This window comes from Bacillus mexicanus (assembly GCF_050445615.1).
GTDB classification, from domain to species: domain Bacteria; phylum Bacillota; class Bacilli; order Bacillales; family Bacillaceae; genus Bacillus; species Bacillus mexicanus.
Genome location: NZ_JBCEYV010000006.1, coordinates 44,914 through 60,073 on the forward strand (window position 1 = coordinate 44,914; position 15,160 = coordinate 60,073).

The 15,160-nt window shown below is 42.2% G+C and carries 21 protein-coding genes, 1 rRNA gene and 1 pseudogene; 21 read left to right on the top strand and 2 right to left on the bottom strand.

Annotated features, from left to right (window positions below; translation table 11 throughout):
- Positions 1-19: 19 nt before the first annotated feature.
- The 19 genes and pseudogenes from AAGG74_RS22815 (at position 20) to salA (ending at position 12,593) form a co-directional block, all read left to right on the top strand.
- A complete protein-coding gene (locus AAGG74_RS22815) occupies positions 20-673 on the top strand; it encodes an adenylate kinase (protein ID WP_162104315.1) in 654 nt (217 codons plus the stop codon).
- Positions 670-1,416, top strand: a complete 747-nt coding sequence (map, locus tag AAGG74_RS22820; RefSeq protein ID WP_162104314.1) for a type I methionyl aminopeptidase — start codon at positions 670-672, stop codon at positions 1,414-1,416. Before AAGG74_RS22815 ends, map begins: the two co-directional genes overlap by 4 nt.
- A gap of 88 nt (positions 1,417-1,504) precedes the next feature.
- A pseudogene (locus AAGG74_RS22825) lies at positions 1,505-1,748 on the top strand (KOW domain-containing RNA-binding protein); the annotation flags it as partial.
- Positions 1,726-1,944, top strand: coding sequence for a translation initiation factor IF-1 (gene infA / locus AAGG74_RS22830; RefSeq protein ID WP_003156508.1), 219 nt, complete (start codon positions 1,726-1,728; stop codon positions 1,942-1,944). The pseudogene AAGG74_RS22825 and the gene infA, both read left to right, overlap by 23 nt.
- Before the next feature lie 33 nt (positions 1,945-1,977).
- Complete coding sequence (gene rpmJ / locus AAGG74_RS22835) at positions 1,978-2,091, top strand: 50S ribosomal protein L36 (RefSeq protein ID WP_003156543.1); 114 nt, start codon at positions 1,978-1,980, stop codon at positions 2,089-2,091.
- A gap of 22 nt (positions 2,092-2,113) precedes the next feature.
- Positions 2,114-2,479 carry a 30S ribosomal protein S13 gene (gene rpsM / locus AAGG74_RS22840; protein WP_162104313.1) on the top strand — a complete coding sequence of 122 codons (366 nt, stop codon included), beginning with the start codon at positions 2,114-2,116 and terminating at the stop codon, positions 2,477-2,479.
- 20 nt (positions 2,480-2,499) lie between these two features.
- Positions 2,500-2,895 (top strand): 30S ribosomal protein S11, encoded by a 396-nt coding sequence (gene rpsK, locus AAGG74_RS22845; protein WP_009966385.1) that lies wholly within the window; start codon positions 2,500-2,502, stop codon positions 2,893-2,895.
- Positions 2,896-3,071: 176 nt separating this feature from the next.
- Complete coding sequence (locus AAGG74_RS22850; protein ID WP_162104312.1) at positions 3,072-4,016, top strand: DNA-directed RNA polymerase subunit alpha; 945 nt, start codon at positions 3,072-3,074, stop codon at positions 4,014-4,016.
- A 77-nt stretch (positions 4,017-4,093) separates the two neighbouring features.
- A complete protein-coding gene (rplQ, locus tag AAGG74_RS22855) occupies positions 4,094-4,456 on the top strand; it encodes a 50S ribosomal protein L17 (protein ID WP_003225836.1) in 363 nt (120 codons plus the stop codon).
- Between the two features lie 131 nt (positions 4,457-4,587).
- A complete protein-coding gene (locus tag AAGG74_RS22860) occupies positions 4,588-5,433 on the top strand; it encodes an energy-coupling factor ABC transporter ATP-binding protein (protein WP_429677324.1) in 846 nt (281 codons plus the stop codon).
- Positions 5,409-6,278, top strand: coding sequence for an energy-coupling factor ABC transporter ATP-binding protein (locus AAGG74_RS22865; protein ID WP_429677326.1), 870 nt, complete (start codon positions 5,409-5,411; stop codon positions 6,276-6,278). The genes AAGG74_RS22860 and AAGG74_RS22865 overlap by 25 nt, the downstream gene beginning before the upstream one ends.
- Positions 6,275-7,072 (top strand): energy-coupling factor transporter transmembrane component T family protein, encoded by a 798-nt coding sequence (locus AAGG74_RS22870; protein ID WP_429677328.1) that lies wholly within the window; start codon positions 6,275-6,277, stop codon positions 7,070-7,072. Before AAGG74_RS22865 ends, AAGG74_RS22870 begins: the two co-directional genes overlap by 4 nt.
- A 9-nt stretch (positions 7,073-7,081) precedes the next feature.
- Entirely contained in the window at positions 7,082-7,825 is a 744-nt protein-coding gene (gene truA / locus AAGG74_RS22875; protein WP_162104308.1) for a tRNA pseudouridine(38-40) synthase TruA, read from the top strand.
- Positions 7,826-7,986: 161 nt separating this feature from the next.
- A complete protein-coding gene (rplM, locus tag AAGG74_RS22880; RefSeq protein WP_003225844.1) occupies positions 7,987-8,424 on the top strand; it encodes a 50S ribosomal protein L13 in 438 nt (145 codons plus the stop codon).
- A gap of 20 nt (positions 8,425-8,444) precedes the next feature.
- Positions 8,445-8,837, top strand: a complete 393-nt coding sequence (gene rpsI / locus AAGG74_RS22885) for a 30S ribosomal protein S9 (protein ID WP_003225846.1) — start codon at positions 8,445-8,447, stop codon at positions 8,835-8,837.
- A 433-nt stretch (positions 8,838-9,270) separates the two neighbouring features.
- A complete protein-coding gene (locus tag AAGG74_RS22890) occupies positions 9,271-10,038 on the top strand; it encodes a class I SAM-dependent methyltransferase (protein ID WP_429677331.1) in 768 nt (255 codons plus the stop codon).
- A 185-nt stretch (positions 10,039-10,223) separates the two neighbouring features.
- Positions 10,224-10,667, top strand: coding sequence for a DUF2521 family protein (locus AAGG74_RS22895; protein ID WP_162104306.1), 444 nt, complete (start codon positions 10,224-10,226; stop codon positions 10,665-10,667).
- A 59-nt stretch (positions 10,668-10,726) separates the two neighbouring features.
- Positions 10,727-11,440, top strand: a complete 714-nt coding sequence (gene cwlD / locus AAGG74_RS22900; RefSeq protein ID WP_162104305.1) for an N-acetylmuramoyl-L-alanine amidase CwlD — start codon at positions 10,727-10,729, stop codon at positions 11,438-11,440.
- A 94-nt stretch (positions 11,441-11,534) separates the two neighbouring features.
- Positions 11,535-12,593 (top strand): iron-sulfur carrier protein/transcriptional regulator SalA, encoded by a 1,059-nt coding sequence (gene salA / locus AAGG74_RS22905; protein WP_429677332.1) that lies wholly within the window; start codon positions 11,535-11,537, stop codon positions 12,591-12,593.
- A 36-nt stretch (positions 12,594-12,629) separates the two neighbouring features.
- Here the strand turns inward: salA and gerD are convergent, their stop codons facing one another.
- Positions 12,630-13,175, bottom strand: a complete 546-nt coding sequence (gerD, locus tag AAGG74_RS22910; protein ID WP_162104303.1) for a spore germination lipoprotein GerD — start codon at positions 13,173-13,175, stop codon at positions 12,630-12,632.
- 109 nt (positions 13,176-13,284) lie between these two features.
- On the opposite strand from gerD, the gene kbaA reads away from it, so the two are divergent.
- Positions 13,285-13,881: a KinB-signaling pathway activation protein gene (gene kbaA, locus AAGG74_RS22915; RefSeq protein ID WP_162104302.1), complete on the top strand. Its 597-nt coding sequence runs from the start codon at positions 13,285-13,287 to the stop codon at positions 13,879-13,881.
- Here the strand turns inward: kbaA and pdaB are convergent, their stop codons facing one another.
- On the bottom strand, positions 13,882-14,646 hold the full coding sequence (pdaB, locus tag AAGG74_RS22920; RefSeq protein ID WP_225493459.1) for a polysaccharide deacetylase family sporulation protein PdaB: 765 nt from the start codon (positions 14,644-14,646) through the stop codon (positions 13,882-13,884).
- 410 nt (positions 14,647-15,056) lie between these two features.
- On the opposite strand from pdaB, the gene AAGG74_RS22925 reads away from it, so the two are divergent.
- Positions 15,057-15,160, top strand: a 16S ribosomal RNA gene (locus AAGG74_RS22925); the annotation flags it as partial.

Sequence of the window (15,160 nt, forward strand, 5' to 3'; positions counted from 1 at the left end):
GAGGACGGGGGAAATCCGAATGAACTTAGTCTTAATGGGGCTTCCTGGTGCCGGTAAAGGCACACAGGGCGAACGAATTGTTGAGGATTATGGGATTCCTCATATCTCAACAGGAGATATGTTCCGTGCTGCTATGAAAGAAGAAACACCACTCGGTCTCGAAGCAAAATCTTATATTGATAAGGGAGAGCTCGTACCTGACGAAGTCACAATCGGAATTGTAAAAGAAAGACTTGGCAAAGATGATTGTGAAAGAGGTTTTCTTCTGGACGGATTTCCGCGAACAGTCGCTCAAGCCGAAGCTCTTGAACAAATTCTTGAGGAATACGGCAAGCCGATTGATTATGTCATTAACATTGAAGTCGATAAAGACGCTCTAATGGAACGTCTGACTGGACGCAGAATTTGCAGTGTTTGCGGCACAACCTATCATTTAGTCTTTAATCCACCGAAAACGCCGGGTGTTTGTGATAAAGACGGAGGCGAACTCTATCAACGGGCAGATGATAATGAGGAAACCGTCTCTAAACGGCTTGAGGTAAACATGAAGCAAACTCAGCCTTTACTCGATTTCTATTCTGAGAAAGGTTATCTTGCAAACGTAAATGGCCAACAGGACATTCAAGACGTTTATGCAGATGTGAAGGATCTTCTTGGAGGATTGAAAAAATGATTATCTGTAAAACCCCACGTGAACTTAATATCATGAGGGAAGCAGGGCGAATCGTGGCTTTAACTCACGAAGAGTTAAAAAAGCACATTAAACCAGGTATCTCGACAAAAGAATTGGATCAAATTGCCGAACGTTTTATTAAGAAGCAGGGTGCAATCCCATCTTTTAAGGGGTATAATGGGTTTCGCGGGAGCATTTGCGTATCAGTAAATGAAGAACTCGTTCATGGTATTCCTGGCAGCAGGGTGCTGAAGGACGGTGACATCATCAGCATTGATATCGGTGCTAAATTAAATGGTTATCATGGTGACTCTGCATGGACATATCCGGTAGGAAACATCAGCGATGATGACAAAAAACTTCTGGAAGTGACAGAGGAGTCTTTATATAAAGGCTTGCAGGAAGCAAAACCAGGTGAACGTTTGTCGAATATTTCCCACGCAATACAAACGTATGTCGAAAATGAGCAGTTTTCAGTTGTTAGGGAGTATGTCGGACATGGTGTTGGTCAAGACTTGCATGAGGACCCGCAAATTCCTCATTACGGTCCGCCCAACAAAGGACCACGGCTAAAACCTGGCATGGTTCTCGCTATTGAACCTATGGTGAACGCTGGCAGCCGCTATGTGAAAACATTGGCTGATAACTGGACGGTTGTAACGGTAGATGGGAAAAAGTGTGCTCATTTTGAACATACGATTGCGATTACGGAAACGGGTTTTGATATACTGACGAGAGTCTAGATGATAAAAATGATTCCGAAGACAGATGTTTTTCCGGCTTGATAGGGCAGAAAGTTTGGATGAACATTGGCAAGACTGAATTCATCTTGCCGTTGTCATTGGATTGTTGGATATCATCAATGTACTAACAGCAGACGGAGAAAGCGTACATTACATTCTCCTAAGAAAATGAATATCAATCATTTAACCCTTTATGATTGCGTATCTCCGGAAGTTCAGAACAGTATAAACGAAACAGGGCGTGTGACAAACTTCTTTTGAATTTTGTCAGAAAGCAAGTTACTGATTTGAAGAAGGGAGAACACTTGAATGGCGAAAGACGATGTAATTGAAGTGGAAGGTACGATAGTCGAAACACTGCCAAACGCGATGTTCAAAGTTGAACTTGAAAATGGCCACACTGTTTTGGCTCACGTATCTGGTAAAATCCGCATGCACTTCATTCGCATTTTACCTGGAGACAAAGTTACGGTAGAATTATCTCCATATGATTTAACTCGTGGCAGGATTACGTACCGTTACAAATAAAGCACTCCGGAAACTGAAGGAGGTTGGAAACACATGAAAGTGAGACCATCAGTTAAACCAATCTGCGAAAAATGTAAAGTTATTCGCAGAAAAGGAAAAGTAATGGTGATCTGTGAAAATCCAAAGCATAAACAAAAACAAGGATAATTTATAAGGAGGTGCCCAGAGAATGGCTCGTATTGCTGGTATAGATATCCCACGTGACAAACGTGTTGTTATTTCTTTAACTTACATCTTCGGAATCGGCCGCACAACGGCTCAGCAAGTTTTAAAAGAAGCTGGAGTTTCAGAAGATACTCGTGTGCGCGATCTTACTGAAGAAGAACTTGGTAAAATTCGTGATATTATTGACAAACTGAAAGTAGAAGGTGACCTTCGCCGTGAAGTTTCTCTTAATATCAAGCGTCTGATCGAAATCGGAAGCTACCGCGGAATCCGTCATCGCAGAGGATTACCTGTTCGCGGACAAAACTCTAAAAACAATGCGCGTACTCGTAAAGGTCCGCGTCGTACTGTAGCTAACAAGAAAAAATAAGTAAGGGAGGTTCTTAAACAATGGCTGCTGCTCGTAAATCTAACACGCGTAAACGTCGCGTGAAAAAGAATATTGAGTCTGGAATTGCTCATATTCGTTCAACTTTCAATAACACGATCGTTACGATCACTGACACTCATGGTAATGCTATTTCTTGGTCTAGTGCCGGAGCTTTAGGATTCAGAGGTTCTCGTAAATCTACTCCTTTTGCTGCGCAAATGGCTGCAGAAACAGCTGCTAAAGGTTCAATCGAACATGGTCTTAAAACTCTAGAGGTTACTGTTAAAGGACCTGGTTCAGGCCGTGAAGCTGCAATCCGTGCACTTCAAGCTGCTGGACTAGAAGTCACTGCTATCAGAGACGTAACTCCTGTTCCTCATAATGGATGCCGTCCACCAAAACGTCGCCGCGTGTAATTTGTTTGTATAGATTTTGTGTCCCTGTCAATAATGGGTTATGATACAGTTATTTATGAAACGAATGCACCGACTCGTTGCCTGAGCACATACGGGACTAAACAATGGGGAATTTCGGATGGAATCTCATATGATTCTATTCGAGGTTTCGACGTTTTGAAGGAGGGTTTTAAGTAATGATCGAGATTGAAAAACCAAAAATCGAAACGGTTGAAATCAGCGACGATGCCAAATTTGGTAAGTTTGTCGTAGAGCCACTTGAGCGTGGATATGGTACAACTCTGGGTAACTCCTTACGTCGTATCCTCTTATCCTCACTTCCTGGTGCCGCTGTAACATCAATCCAGATAGATGGTGTACTGCACGAATTCTCGACAATTGAAGGCGTTGTGGAAGATGTTACAACGATTATCTTACACATTAAAAAGCTTGCATTGAAAATCTACTCTGATGAAGAGAAGACGTTAGAAATTGATGTACAGGGTGAAGGAACTGTAACGGCAGCTGATATTACACACGATAGTGATGTAGAGATCTTAAATCCTGATCTTCATATCGCAACTCTTGGTGAGAATGCGAGTTTCCGAGTTCGCCTTACTGCTCAAAGAGGACGTGGGTATACGCCTGCTGACGCAAACAAGAGTGATGATCAGCCAATCGGCGTGATTCCAATCGATTCTATCTATACGCCAGTTTCTCGTGTATCTTATCAGGTGGAGAACACTCGTGTAGGCCAAGTTGCAAACTATGATAAACTTACACTTGATGTTTGGACCGATGGAAGCACTGGACCGAAAGAAGCGATTGCGCTTGGTTCAAAGATTTTAACTGAACACCTTAATATATTCGTTGGTTTAACTGACGAAGCTCAGCATGCTGAAATCATGGTTGAAAAAGAAGAAGATCAAAAAGAGAAAGTTCTTGAAATGACTATAGAAGAATTGGATCTTTCTGTTCGTTCTTACAACTGTTTAAAGCGCGCGGGTATTAACACAGTTCAAGAGCTTGCGAACAAGACGGAAGAAGATATGATGAAAGTTCGTAATCTAGGACGCAAATCACTTGAAGAAGTGAAAGCGAAACTGGAGGAACTTGGACTCGGACTTCGCAAAGACGATTGACTAGTTTCCCTTGTGAACTAGGATTTTCGTGTGTTTATTATTCAGAAACAGCATTCCAATAAAGGAGGGGACATCATATGTCATACAGAAAACTAGGACGTACGAGTGCACAGCGTAAAGCTATGCTTCGTGATCTTACAACTGATTTGATCATCAACGAAAGAATCGAAACAACTGAAACACGTGCGAAAGAACTTCGCTCTGTAGTTGAAAAAATGATCACGCTTGGCAAACGCGGTGATCTTCATGCTCGCCGTCAAGCTGCTGCATACATCCGCAACGAGGTTGCAAACGAAGAAAATAACCAAGATGCACTTCAAAAATTATTCTCTGACATTGCAACTCGTTATGAGGAGCGCCAAGGTGGATACACACGTATTATGAAGCTTGGTCCTCGCCGTGGTGACGGAGCACCAATGGCAATTATCGAATTGGTTTAATCACATATTTTTGTGTATCTAAAGAAGGGCGGGACAGTTTCTAACTGGATCTATGCCCTTTTTTTAGATACTGCAACTTTTTATATATAGAGAGAAAAGCAGAGCATTAGCTGAGAGGAGGCCGGTTTTCCATGAATCAAAATCAGTTGATATCGGTAGAGGATATCGTTTTTCGATATCGGAAAGACGCAGAAAGACGGGCACTAGACGGCGTCTCCCTGCAGGTGTATGAGGGTGAGTGGCTTGCAATTGTAGGTCATAACGGTTCAGGGAAATCAACACTGGCGCGGGCATTGAATGGTTTAATTCTTCCTGAATCAGGCGACATTAAAGTTGCCGGAATTCAATTGACAGAGGAATCGGTTTGGGAAGTGCGTAAAAAGATAGGTATGGTCTTTCAAAATCCGGATAACCAATTTGTCGGAACGACTGTTCGCGATGATGTGGCTTTTGGTTTAGAAAACAATGGTGTACCGCGGGAAGAAATGATTGAGAGAGTAGACTGGGCAGTAAAACAGGTGAATATGCAAGATTTTCTCGATCAAGAGCCGCACCATCTCTCCGGAGGCCAAAAGCAGAGGGTTGCGATTGCGGGGGTTATTGCCGCACGTCCTGATATCATTATCTTAGATGAAGCAACATCCATGCTTGATCCGATCGGGCGAGAAGAAGTGCTTGAAACGGTAAGGCATTTAAAGGAACAGGGTATGGCGACTGTCATTTCTATTACACATGATCTGGATGAGGCAGCAAAAGCAGACAGGATCATCGTGATGAATGGCGGCAAAAAGTATGCCGAAGGGCTGCCTGAAGATATTTTTAAATTGAATAAAGAACTTGTCCAAATCGGGCTTGATTTGCCTTTCTCATTCCAGCTAAGCCAGCTTTTAAAAGAAAATGGACTGGCTTTGGAAGAAAATCATTTGACTCAGGAAGGACTGGTGAAAGAGCTGTGGACATTACAATCAAAGATGTAGAGCATCGCTATCAGATGAAGACGCCGTTTGAGCGCCTTGCACTCTATGATATCAATGCATCGATTAAAGAAGGCAGCTACGTAGCAGTTATCGGGCATACAGGCTCTGGTAAGTCCACTCTTTTACAGCACCTAAATGGTCTTCTGAAGCCGACGAAGGGACAAATATCATTAGGCAGCACTGTCATTCAGGCAGGGAAAAAGAATAAAGATCTGAAATCTCTTCGTAAAAAAGTCGGAATCGTTTTCCAATTTCCTGAGCATCAATTATTTGAAGAAACAGTACTTAAAGATATTTCTTTCGGACCGATGAACTTTGGTGTGAAAAAAGAAGATGCTGAACAAAAAGCGAGAGAGATGCTAAAGCTTGTAGGATTATCAGAAGAGCTTCTGGACAGATCGCCTTTTGAATTAAGCGGTGGGCAAATGCGCAGAGTGGCAATTGCCGGAGTACTTGCAATGAATCCTGAAGTGCTTGTTCTTGATGAACCGACTGCAGGGTTGGACCCAAGAGGGCGAAAAGAGATTATGGATATGTTTTATGAGCTTCATCAACGGGGAAACCTGACGACGATTCTTGTGACACACAGCATGGAAGATGCGGCTGCCTACGCTGATGAAATGATCGTCATGCATAAAGGCACGATCCAAGCATCAGGCAGTCCGCGTGATTTGTTCTTAAAAGGCGAAGAGATGGCTGACTGGGGGCTGGATCTTCCGGAAACAATAAAATTCCAAAGACAGCTGGAAGCTGCACTTGGTGTCAGATTTAAAGAGCCTATGCTCACAATAGAAGATGCAGCTGCTGACATCCGCGCTCTTTTTCAGGGGGAGAAAACCTTATGATGGACAGCATGATTATCGGTAAGTATGTACCGGGATCTTCACTTGTCCACCGGCTTGATCCCAGAACAAAACTAATCACCATCTTCTTATTTGTCTGCATTGTATTTCTAGCTAATAATGTGCAGACATATGCACTGCTGGGATTATTTACTGCAGGCGTCATTTCTTTAACAAAAGTTCCTTTCTCTTTTTTACTGAAAGGATTAAAGCCTATCATTTGGATCGTTCTTTTTACGTTTCTTCTTCACATTTTTATGACACATGAAGGCCCGGTTATCTTTCAACTAGGCGTCTTCAAAGTTTATGAGGGCGGTTTGGTTCAAGGGATATTCATCTCTCTCAGATTCGTCTATTTAATTTTAATCACCACTTTATTAACGCTGACGACAACACCGATTGAGATTACCGATGGGATGGAGAAGCTGCTGAATCCATTGAAAAAACTAAAGCTTCCCGTTCACGAGCTCGCACTTATGATGTCAATATCTTTGCGGTTTATCCCGACCTTGATGGAGGAGACTGATAAGATCATGAAGGCTCAGATGGCGAGAGGCGCTGATTTTACAAGCGGACCAGTTAAAGACAGAGTGAAGGCTATTGTCCCGCTCCTTGTCCCTCTTTTCGTCAGTGCATTTAAACGCGCTGAAGAGCTTGCGGTAGCAATGGAAGCAAGGGGCTATCAAGGCGGAGAAGGACGCACGAAATACAGAAAGCTTGTATGGACAGGCAAAGACACTTCTGTCATTGTCAGCTTGATGATTTTGGCTGTTTTGTTATTTTTCTTAAGGACTTAGAGGTGCAGTATGAGACTGAAATGCACGATTTCTTATGACGGACATTTATTTAATGGATATCAGGTACAGCCGAACAAAAGAACGGTTCAGGATGAACTGGAGAAGGCTTTGGCTGTCCTGCATAAGTCGAAAGAGAGAATCCCGGTCGTTTCGTCAGGAAGAACAGACAGCGGGGTTCACGCAGCCGGACAGGTCATTCATTTTGATACTTCGCTGTCAATTCCAGCGGAGAGATGGCCTTATGCTTTAAACTCACTGCTTCCGGACGATATCGCAGTCAAACAAGCAGAAATTGCGGATGATGGGTTCCATGCACGATTTAGCGCAGTCAAAAAAGAATATCGCTATTTTGTATACACGGAGAAATACCCGGACGTATTTAAACGGCATTACGCTTACCATTTTTCATATCACCTTAATGTGCAGGACATGAGAGAAGCGGCAAAGCACCTTATAGGGACACATGATTTTACGAGCTTTTGCGCGGTTAAAACAGACGTGCAGGACAAGGTAAGAACGATTTACGAACTTGATTGGACTGAGACAGATGATGGCCTGCAGATGCGGATCATAGGCAGCGGCTTCTTATATAATATGGTCAGAATTATTGCGGGTACTTTGCTTGATGCAGGTATTGGTAAAATTTTTCCTGATGATGTGAAATCCATGCTGGATGCGAAGGATCGCGAAGCGGCAGGGCGCACAGCGCCAGGGCACGGGCTGTATTTATGGAACGTTTTCTATGACAACTAAACCAGGTGTGTAATATTTTCTTGACAGAGTCTGCATAAAGTTATAAGATATCATATGGTATGTATTTCAACCCCACGATAAGCCCCGGAACTTATTGTGTTGTGAAATAGAACGTAATCGAAGTTTATTGAAAATGACAGATCATTTAGGAGGGAAATTCAATGCGTACAACACCTATGGCTAACGCAAGTACTATTGAACGCAAGTGGTTAGTTGTTGATGCGGCTGGCAAGACTTTAGGACGTCTTTCTACAGAAGTTGCATCTATCCTTCGCGGAAAACACAAACCGACTTACACACCACACGTTGATACTGGAGATCATGTGATCATCATCAACGCTGAAAAAATCGAGTTAACTGGTAAGAAGTTAACTGACAAAATCTACTACCGTCACACTCAACATCCAGGTGGATTAAAATCAAGAACTGCTCTTGAAATGCGTACAAACTACCCTGAGAAAATGCTTGAGCTTGCTATCAAAGGCATGCTTCCAAAAGGTTCTCTAGGTCGTCAAATGTTCAAAAAATTGAACGTATACCGTGGTTCTGAGCATCCACACGAAGCACAAAAACCTGAAGTTTACGAACTTCGCGGTTAATTAAAAAGGAGGTTACCAATTTGGCACAGGTTCAATATTACGGTACTGGCCGTCGTAAAAGTTCTGTAGCGCGTGTGCGCTTAGTTCCAGGAGAAGGTCGTATCGTCGTTAATAATCGTGAAATCAGCGAGCACATTCCATCTCCAGCTCTAATCGAAGATATCAAACAACCATTAACTTTAACTGAAACAGCTGGTACTTATGATGTTTTAGTAAACGTACATGGAGGCGGCTTATCTGGTCAAGCTGGAGCAATCCGTCATGGTATCGCTCGTGCTTTGCTTGAAGCAGATCCAGAATACCGTGCAACACTTAAACGTGCAGGTCTTCTGACTCGTGACGCTCGTATGAAAGAACGTAAAAAATACGGTCTTAAAGGCGCTCGTCGTGCACCTCAGTTCTCAAAACGTTAATTTTACGTTTCAAAGCTCTCAACCTTGTGTTGGGAGCTTTTTTTGTTTTTTGGCACCTCCGCATCCAGCTAATAACCATTAACCATTAAAAGAGCTAAGCGAAATGCTTGCTAATAAACGCTCTAGCTGTAATAATCATGATAGCTTTCATTAGCCAGTAATTACTTTAAATCTGGCCAGCTCATTTTAACCACTAATCTCCCCTTTGTTTAACCCCAGCTGATTCTTCATCTGTTTCATAGCCGGGGGAACATTCACTCTTTGCTAATGACAACATTTGACGAAATAAGTGTAAATCAGATCATGTAAATCACATATCTCCTTTGTGATTTTTTTGCGTTTTCATGAACTTTTTCTAAATATACAAAGGGAAAGCGATACCAATCTAGAAATATTTGTTATACTCTATACACTAAAGTAAGGAGAACGATTCATGAATGCGTTAGTAGACCATAATAGCAAAGCTTGGGATCAAAAAGTAGACACAGGCAATGAATGGACTGTTGCTGTAGAGCAGCATGTCATCGAACAAGCGAAAACAGGCAGTTGGGATATAAGGGTCACACCGATGAAAGATGTACCAAGAGACTGGTTTCCGCCTATTAAGGGGCTGAAAGTACTCTGCTTAGCATCAGGTGGCGGCCAGCAGGGCCCCGTTTTGGCAGCGGCAGGAGCGGATGTCACTGTATTAGACAACTCAGAAAAACAGCTGAACCAGGATAGAATGATTGCTGAGCGTGACGGTCTCACCATACATACCATCAAAGGGAGTATGGACGATCTTAGTCAGTTTCAGGATGAATCATTTGATGTCATTGTACATCCTGTTGCCAATGTTTTTGTTGAGAATGTCCTCCCGGTTTGGGAGGAAGCGCACCGTGTGCTGAAAAGAAACGGCGTTCTCATTTCAGGTTTTGTCAATCCAGTCGTATTTCTGTTTGATGTAGAATTAGAACAGCAAGGGATTTTAAAAGTAAAACACTCCATTCCATATGCCGACTCGGAAGATCTTCCAAAACATAAAGTGAAAAAAATGATTGAGAATCATGAGGCTCTTGAATTCGGCCATTCTCTAGAAGACCAAATTAAAGGCCAAATTGATGCCGGCTTTGTCGTCACTGGTTTTTATGAAGATAAAGGTGGGTTTGTATTGGACCAATATATTCATACATATTCTGCAACAAGAAGCTTGAAAGTATGAAAAGCAGCACCTGTTCATAGGGCTGCTTTTTTAATAACCTCTTACAGAACATTCGTTCTATGCTCGCGGAAAGCTGCTAAATCCTCTTCTTATATCACCTTCATTTGGGCGAATTTCCAATCGAAATCGGGCATTGTTTTACCATCCGAACCTCAAAATAACCGGTAAAAGGAGAGTGAATATGTATGGCTGAGGTGCTGTCTTTTATGGACGTGAAACGTCAAAAGGATTTTGAATTAGAAAAGAACTTGCTCAAAGAACTCTCTCTCAGACAAATTATCCAGTCTGTTAAGAACTGTTTGGAACCGTTATTTCCGTTTTTACATGATGAACGAGATATCATTAGCGAAGGCTGTATTGATTTTGCTATAGAAGCTTATTTGTTAGGCGGGCGTTTTGGAGTATTCGTCTATTACGGAGAATCCATGCAGAGCATCAGTGCCCGCTCTGCAAGAGAAGAAGAAGAGCTTCGTCTGGAGTTTTTTGATTACCTTTATAATTGGATACACGAGCAATACGCGACATTTGATAAAAAAACGGTGTATGAAGCTGCATGCAAATTTATTAAAGACTGGTGGACAGCCGGGGTTGTCCAAAGAGAAAAACAGTGTAAGCTTCGCATGCGGTGATCATATTTCCCAGCCCTGTCCCATAGTTATGTAATAACGGACAAGCGGGAGGGGAAGGGATGAGGAAAAAGCTGAAATGGCTCGGTTTTTTGTTAGGCTTCATTGTACTGCTATTTCTATTTAAGTATCAGTTCAGCAATAATGATTCTTGGAAGCCGTGGAGCCTGCCCTTGAGCGGGAAAATTATCTATTTAGATCCAGGTCATGGCGGACCTGACGGCGGAGCAGTTGGCGGAAAAATGTTAGAGAAAGATGTAACGTTAGAAGTGGCCTTTAGAGTCAGGGATTACCTTCAGGAGCAAGGGGCGCTTGTCATTATGACCAGAGAACGTGATACGGATCTCGCACCAGAAGGAACGAAAGGCTATAGCAGACGAAAAGCGGAAGACCTAAGGCAGCGAGTCAAATTAATAAACCATTCAGAGGCTGAACTCTATATCAGCATTCATCTCAATGCAATTCCATCACAAAAGTGGAGCGGAGCCCAAAGCTTTTATTATGGAAAATATGCAGAAAATGAAAAAGTAGCGAAATACATTCAGGATGAATTGAGAAGAAATTTGGAAAACACAACTCGGAAGGCAAAACGGATTCATGGGATCTACTTAATGCAAAACGTTACCAAACCGGGGGCACTTGTAGAAGTCGGCTTTTTATCCAATCCAAGCGAAGCGGTGCTGCTAGGGAAACCGAAATATCAGGACAAGGTGGCATCTTCCATATATAAAGGTATTTTGCGATATTTCACAGAAAATGGAGACCCTCCGGAGTAAAGGAGGGTTTTCGTATGTTCTACGCGTAAGACACCTGCGATTTATGTATGATATAATACTGATTGTAAACGAATACACAAAAGGGAGAGGTTCGATGATAAGAGAAGATGAGGTAAGAAAACGAGTCAGTGAAATGCGCGAACCTTTTCTTCAAAGACCTTTGGGAGAATTGGATGCTGTTAAGGAAATAAAAATAAAGCCTGAAAAACGGCATGTCAGCGTAAAAGTCGCTCTTGCCAAAACTGGGACTGCTGAACAAATGAAGATTCAGCAAGAGATCGTAAACACCTTAAAAGAGGCAGGCGCTGAGACGGTCGGTCTCCGATTTGAAGAGCTGCCTGCAGAAACGGTTGCTAAATTCCGGGCGCCGTCAGCTGAGAAAAAAACATTATTAAACATGGACAACCCTCCAGTTTTTCTTGCTGTAGCTAGCGGAAAAGGCGGCGTAGGCAAATCAACTGTATCAGTAAACCTTGCTATTTCTCTGGCTCGTCTCGGGAAAAAGGTCGGTTTAATTGATGCGGATATTTATGGCTTCAGTGTGCCGGATATGATGGGTATCACTGTGCGACCTACTGTTGAAGGAGAGAAACTGCTTCCTGTTGAACGCTTTAGGGTAAAAGTGATGTCAATGGGCTTCTTCGTGGAAGAAAATGCTCCGGTCGTATGGAGAGGGCCTATGCTTGGTAAAATGCTGAATAACTTTTTTCACGAAGTAGAGTGGGGAGAGGTAGATTATATCGTTCTCGATCTTCCGCCTGGAACAGGGGACGTTGCTCTTGATGTACATACAATGCTGCCGAGCTGCAAAGAAATCATCGTATCAACGCCGCATCCAACAGCTGCTTTTGTTGCGGCCAGAGCGGGCTCTATGGCAATTAAAACTGATCATGAAGTTGTTGGTGTCATAGAGAACATGGCTTATTATGAAAGCATAAAGACAGGGGAAAAAGAATATGTCTTTGGTAAAGGCGGGGGAGATAAGCTGGCTGAGGAGCTGCACGTGCCTTTACTCGGCAGAATCCCGTTGAAACAGCCTGATTGGGATAAGGAGCAATTTGCTCCGTCTGTTTATGACGAAAATCACCCTGTCGGAGAAATATATCAGGACATTGCAAAAGAAATAGCTGCAAAGGTGTCAGAACAATTATAAAAAGGTGAACCGGGATTTTAGATCCCGGCTTTCCCTTTATTCACTTTCTTTTGCTGCTTTTTTCAGCTCATCTTCAAACTGTTTTTTGTAAAGCGGGCTTGAAAGTGTTTCGTTAATGACCTCCTCTAAGTAACTGCGGAATTCTTGGCTTTTTGCGAGTTCGCTGTACTTTTTATTCATGCCCGGATCCTGCATAACGCCCATCAGCATCTTTTGGTAATCCGGATCCTTCATCAGTTTTTTAATCACCTTTTCATGCTCTGTCTGAAGAGTTTTGGCAAAGCCTTCAGCGAAATTAGTGTCTTCAAAGATGTTTTTCCAAAATTCTTCACCTTTTTTAGAGGTAAGTGTTTTTTCTATTGTTCCTTTAATTGCGTCTTGGTCAATCACCAGCGCCTCATTCATCGCATCATCGTTTAATAATTCCTTAATGGCTTTCTTTCCATCATCAGTTTTTAATATATCAACAACCATTTTTTTGGTCTGATCATAGTCCATATCCGCTGCTTGGTCTTTTGGAGCGCAAGCTGTTACAGATAAAAACAAAAAACAGCTCATCAATAGCGTTTTGGCTTTTGACATGCTTAAGCTCCTTTCACATACTTGTCTTACTTTTAATATGATTCATCTGTTTGGAATTATACATAACAAAATATCGCGGTTTGCGATTTTTGAGGGGATGAATAAAGAAATGAAAAGCCGTGGTTTAGTTCGTTTTTTCTTTTCTATTTTAGCTGTCGGAGCGGTTATCACGAGTATTGTGGGTTTTGCTTTAAAATGGGGAGAGTATAGAGGGTTGTTTCTTGCTTTTGAAGCGGGACAGATTTTTTCTGTTTTATTTTGGTTTATCGGCGTAGGGATGATTTTCAGTGTGATCAGCCAAATGGGCTTTTTCGTGTTTTTAACAGTTCACCGATTTGCGCTTGAAATATTAAGGTCCTCGTCTTTGTGGAATTTGCTTCAGTTGTTTTTCGTCCTGTTTGTTGCTTTCGATTTAATGTACGTCCGCTTTCTGTTTTTTGGCGAGAGCGGAGAGTCGCTGGCAGGCTATGCGTGGTTACCGGTACTTTTATTGATTTTTGGGGTGATTACAGCTTATATAAAGCAAAAGCAGTCCTCTAAGAAAACCTTTGTATCATCGTTGTTTTTAATGGTTGTGATGACAGCATTAGAATGGTTTCCAGCATTAAGAGTAAATAATGAGGACTGGCTTTATTTGATGCTTTTTCCTTTAATGGCGTGTAATGCTTTCCAATTGCTGATGCTGCCGAAATTTGCAGCGAAGTGATTACTTTACCTCTTCGGATTTGGCATCTGAGTTTGCGATGAGATCACCTACGGTTACATTTTTAAATCCTTTTTCTTGCAGCTGGCGGATGATATCAGGCAATGCTTCATCTGTTTGTTTTGCCGAGTCGGAGGCGTGTAAAAGAACAATATCTCCTCCGGAAATCTGCTTGGTCACATTATCGATGATTTTTTCAACCCCGGGATTTGTCCAATCCTGAGAGTTAACACTGTAATGAACGACTGTATAATTGTATTGCTTTGCGACCGTTAGAACATTCTTATTAAATTGTCCGGTAGGGGGTCTTAATAGCTGTATGTCTTTGATCCCTAACTTGTTGAAAGCAGTTTTTGCACGGTTAATGTCCTTTTTTATTTCGCTGCTCTCTAAATTGGCATAGTTTTTATAGGCGTAGCCCATGCTCCCAATTTGATGGCCATCACTCACAATACGTGCTACTGTGTCAGGGTGGCGCTCAGCCCAAGAAGCGGAAAGGAAAAATGTCGCGTTTTTTATCCCGTTCGCTTTCAAGGTATCAAGAATGGGTTCTGCTTTCTCATCCCCCCAGCTGATGTCAAATGTAAGTGCAATGTCTTTTGAATCCGTTTCCCCTTTATAAATGGCTTTAGGTCCGGTGTCAGTTGAAAACACGGGAAGCGGAACAGCTCTTTGAATATAAAAAAAGCTTGCTGCTGCAAATGCGGCGATAAGTATAATAATAAATTGTTTCACTCTTTTAATGTGCCACACATAGAAGTGATTCACTGATGATGCCTCCTTATCTTGTCCATCATTCCTGTGTTACATCTTATGAGTATGGACAATTGAATATAACTGATAAAATGCTTTTAATATAAAGATTAAATTAAGTGTTGACCATTTTATAATATCTGTGATACATTATTATACGTCGCTGATAAACAGCTGACATCAACTAAAAGCTTCATTAAACACTTTGGAAAAAGTTGTTGACTTAAAAGGAGCTAAATGTTATATTAATAAAGCTGCTTCGTTAAGCGGCAATAATGATCTTTGAAAACTAAACAAGACAAAACGTACCTGTTAATTCAGTTTTAAAAAAATCGCACAGTGATGTGCGTAGTCAGGGGCCTGCACGATGCAGGTCATGCAGATGTTGTCACAGGATGTGACGAACTTAATCTGCGCTCCATTACTTCATGGAGAGTTTGATCCTGGCTCAGGACGAACGCTGGCGGCGTGCCTAATACATGCAAGTCGAGCGGACAGATGGGAGCTTGCTCCCTGATGTTAGCGGCGG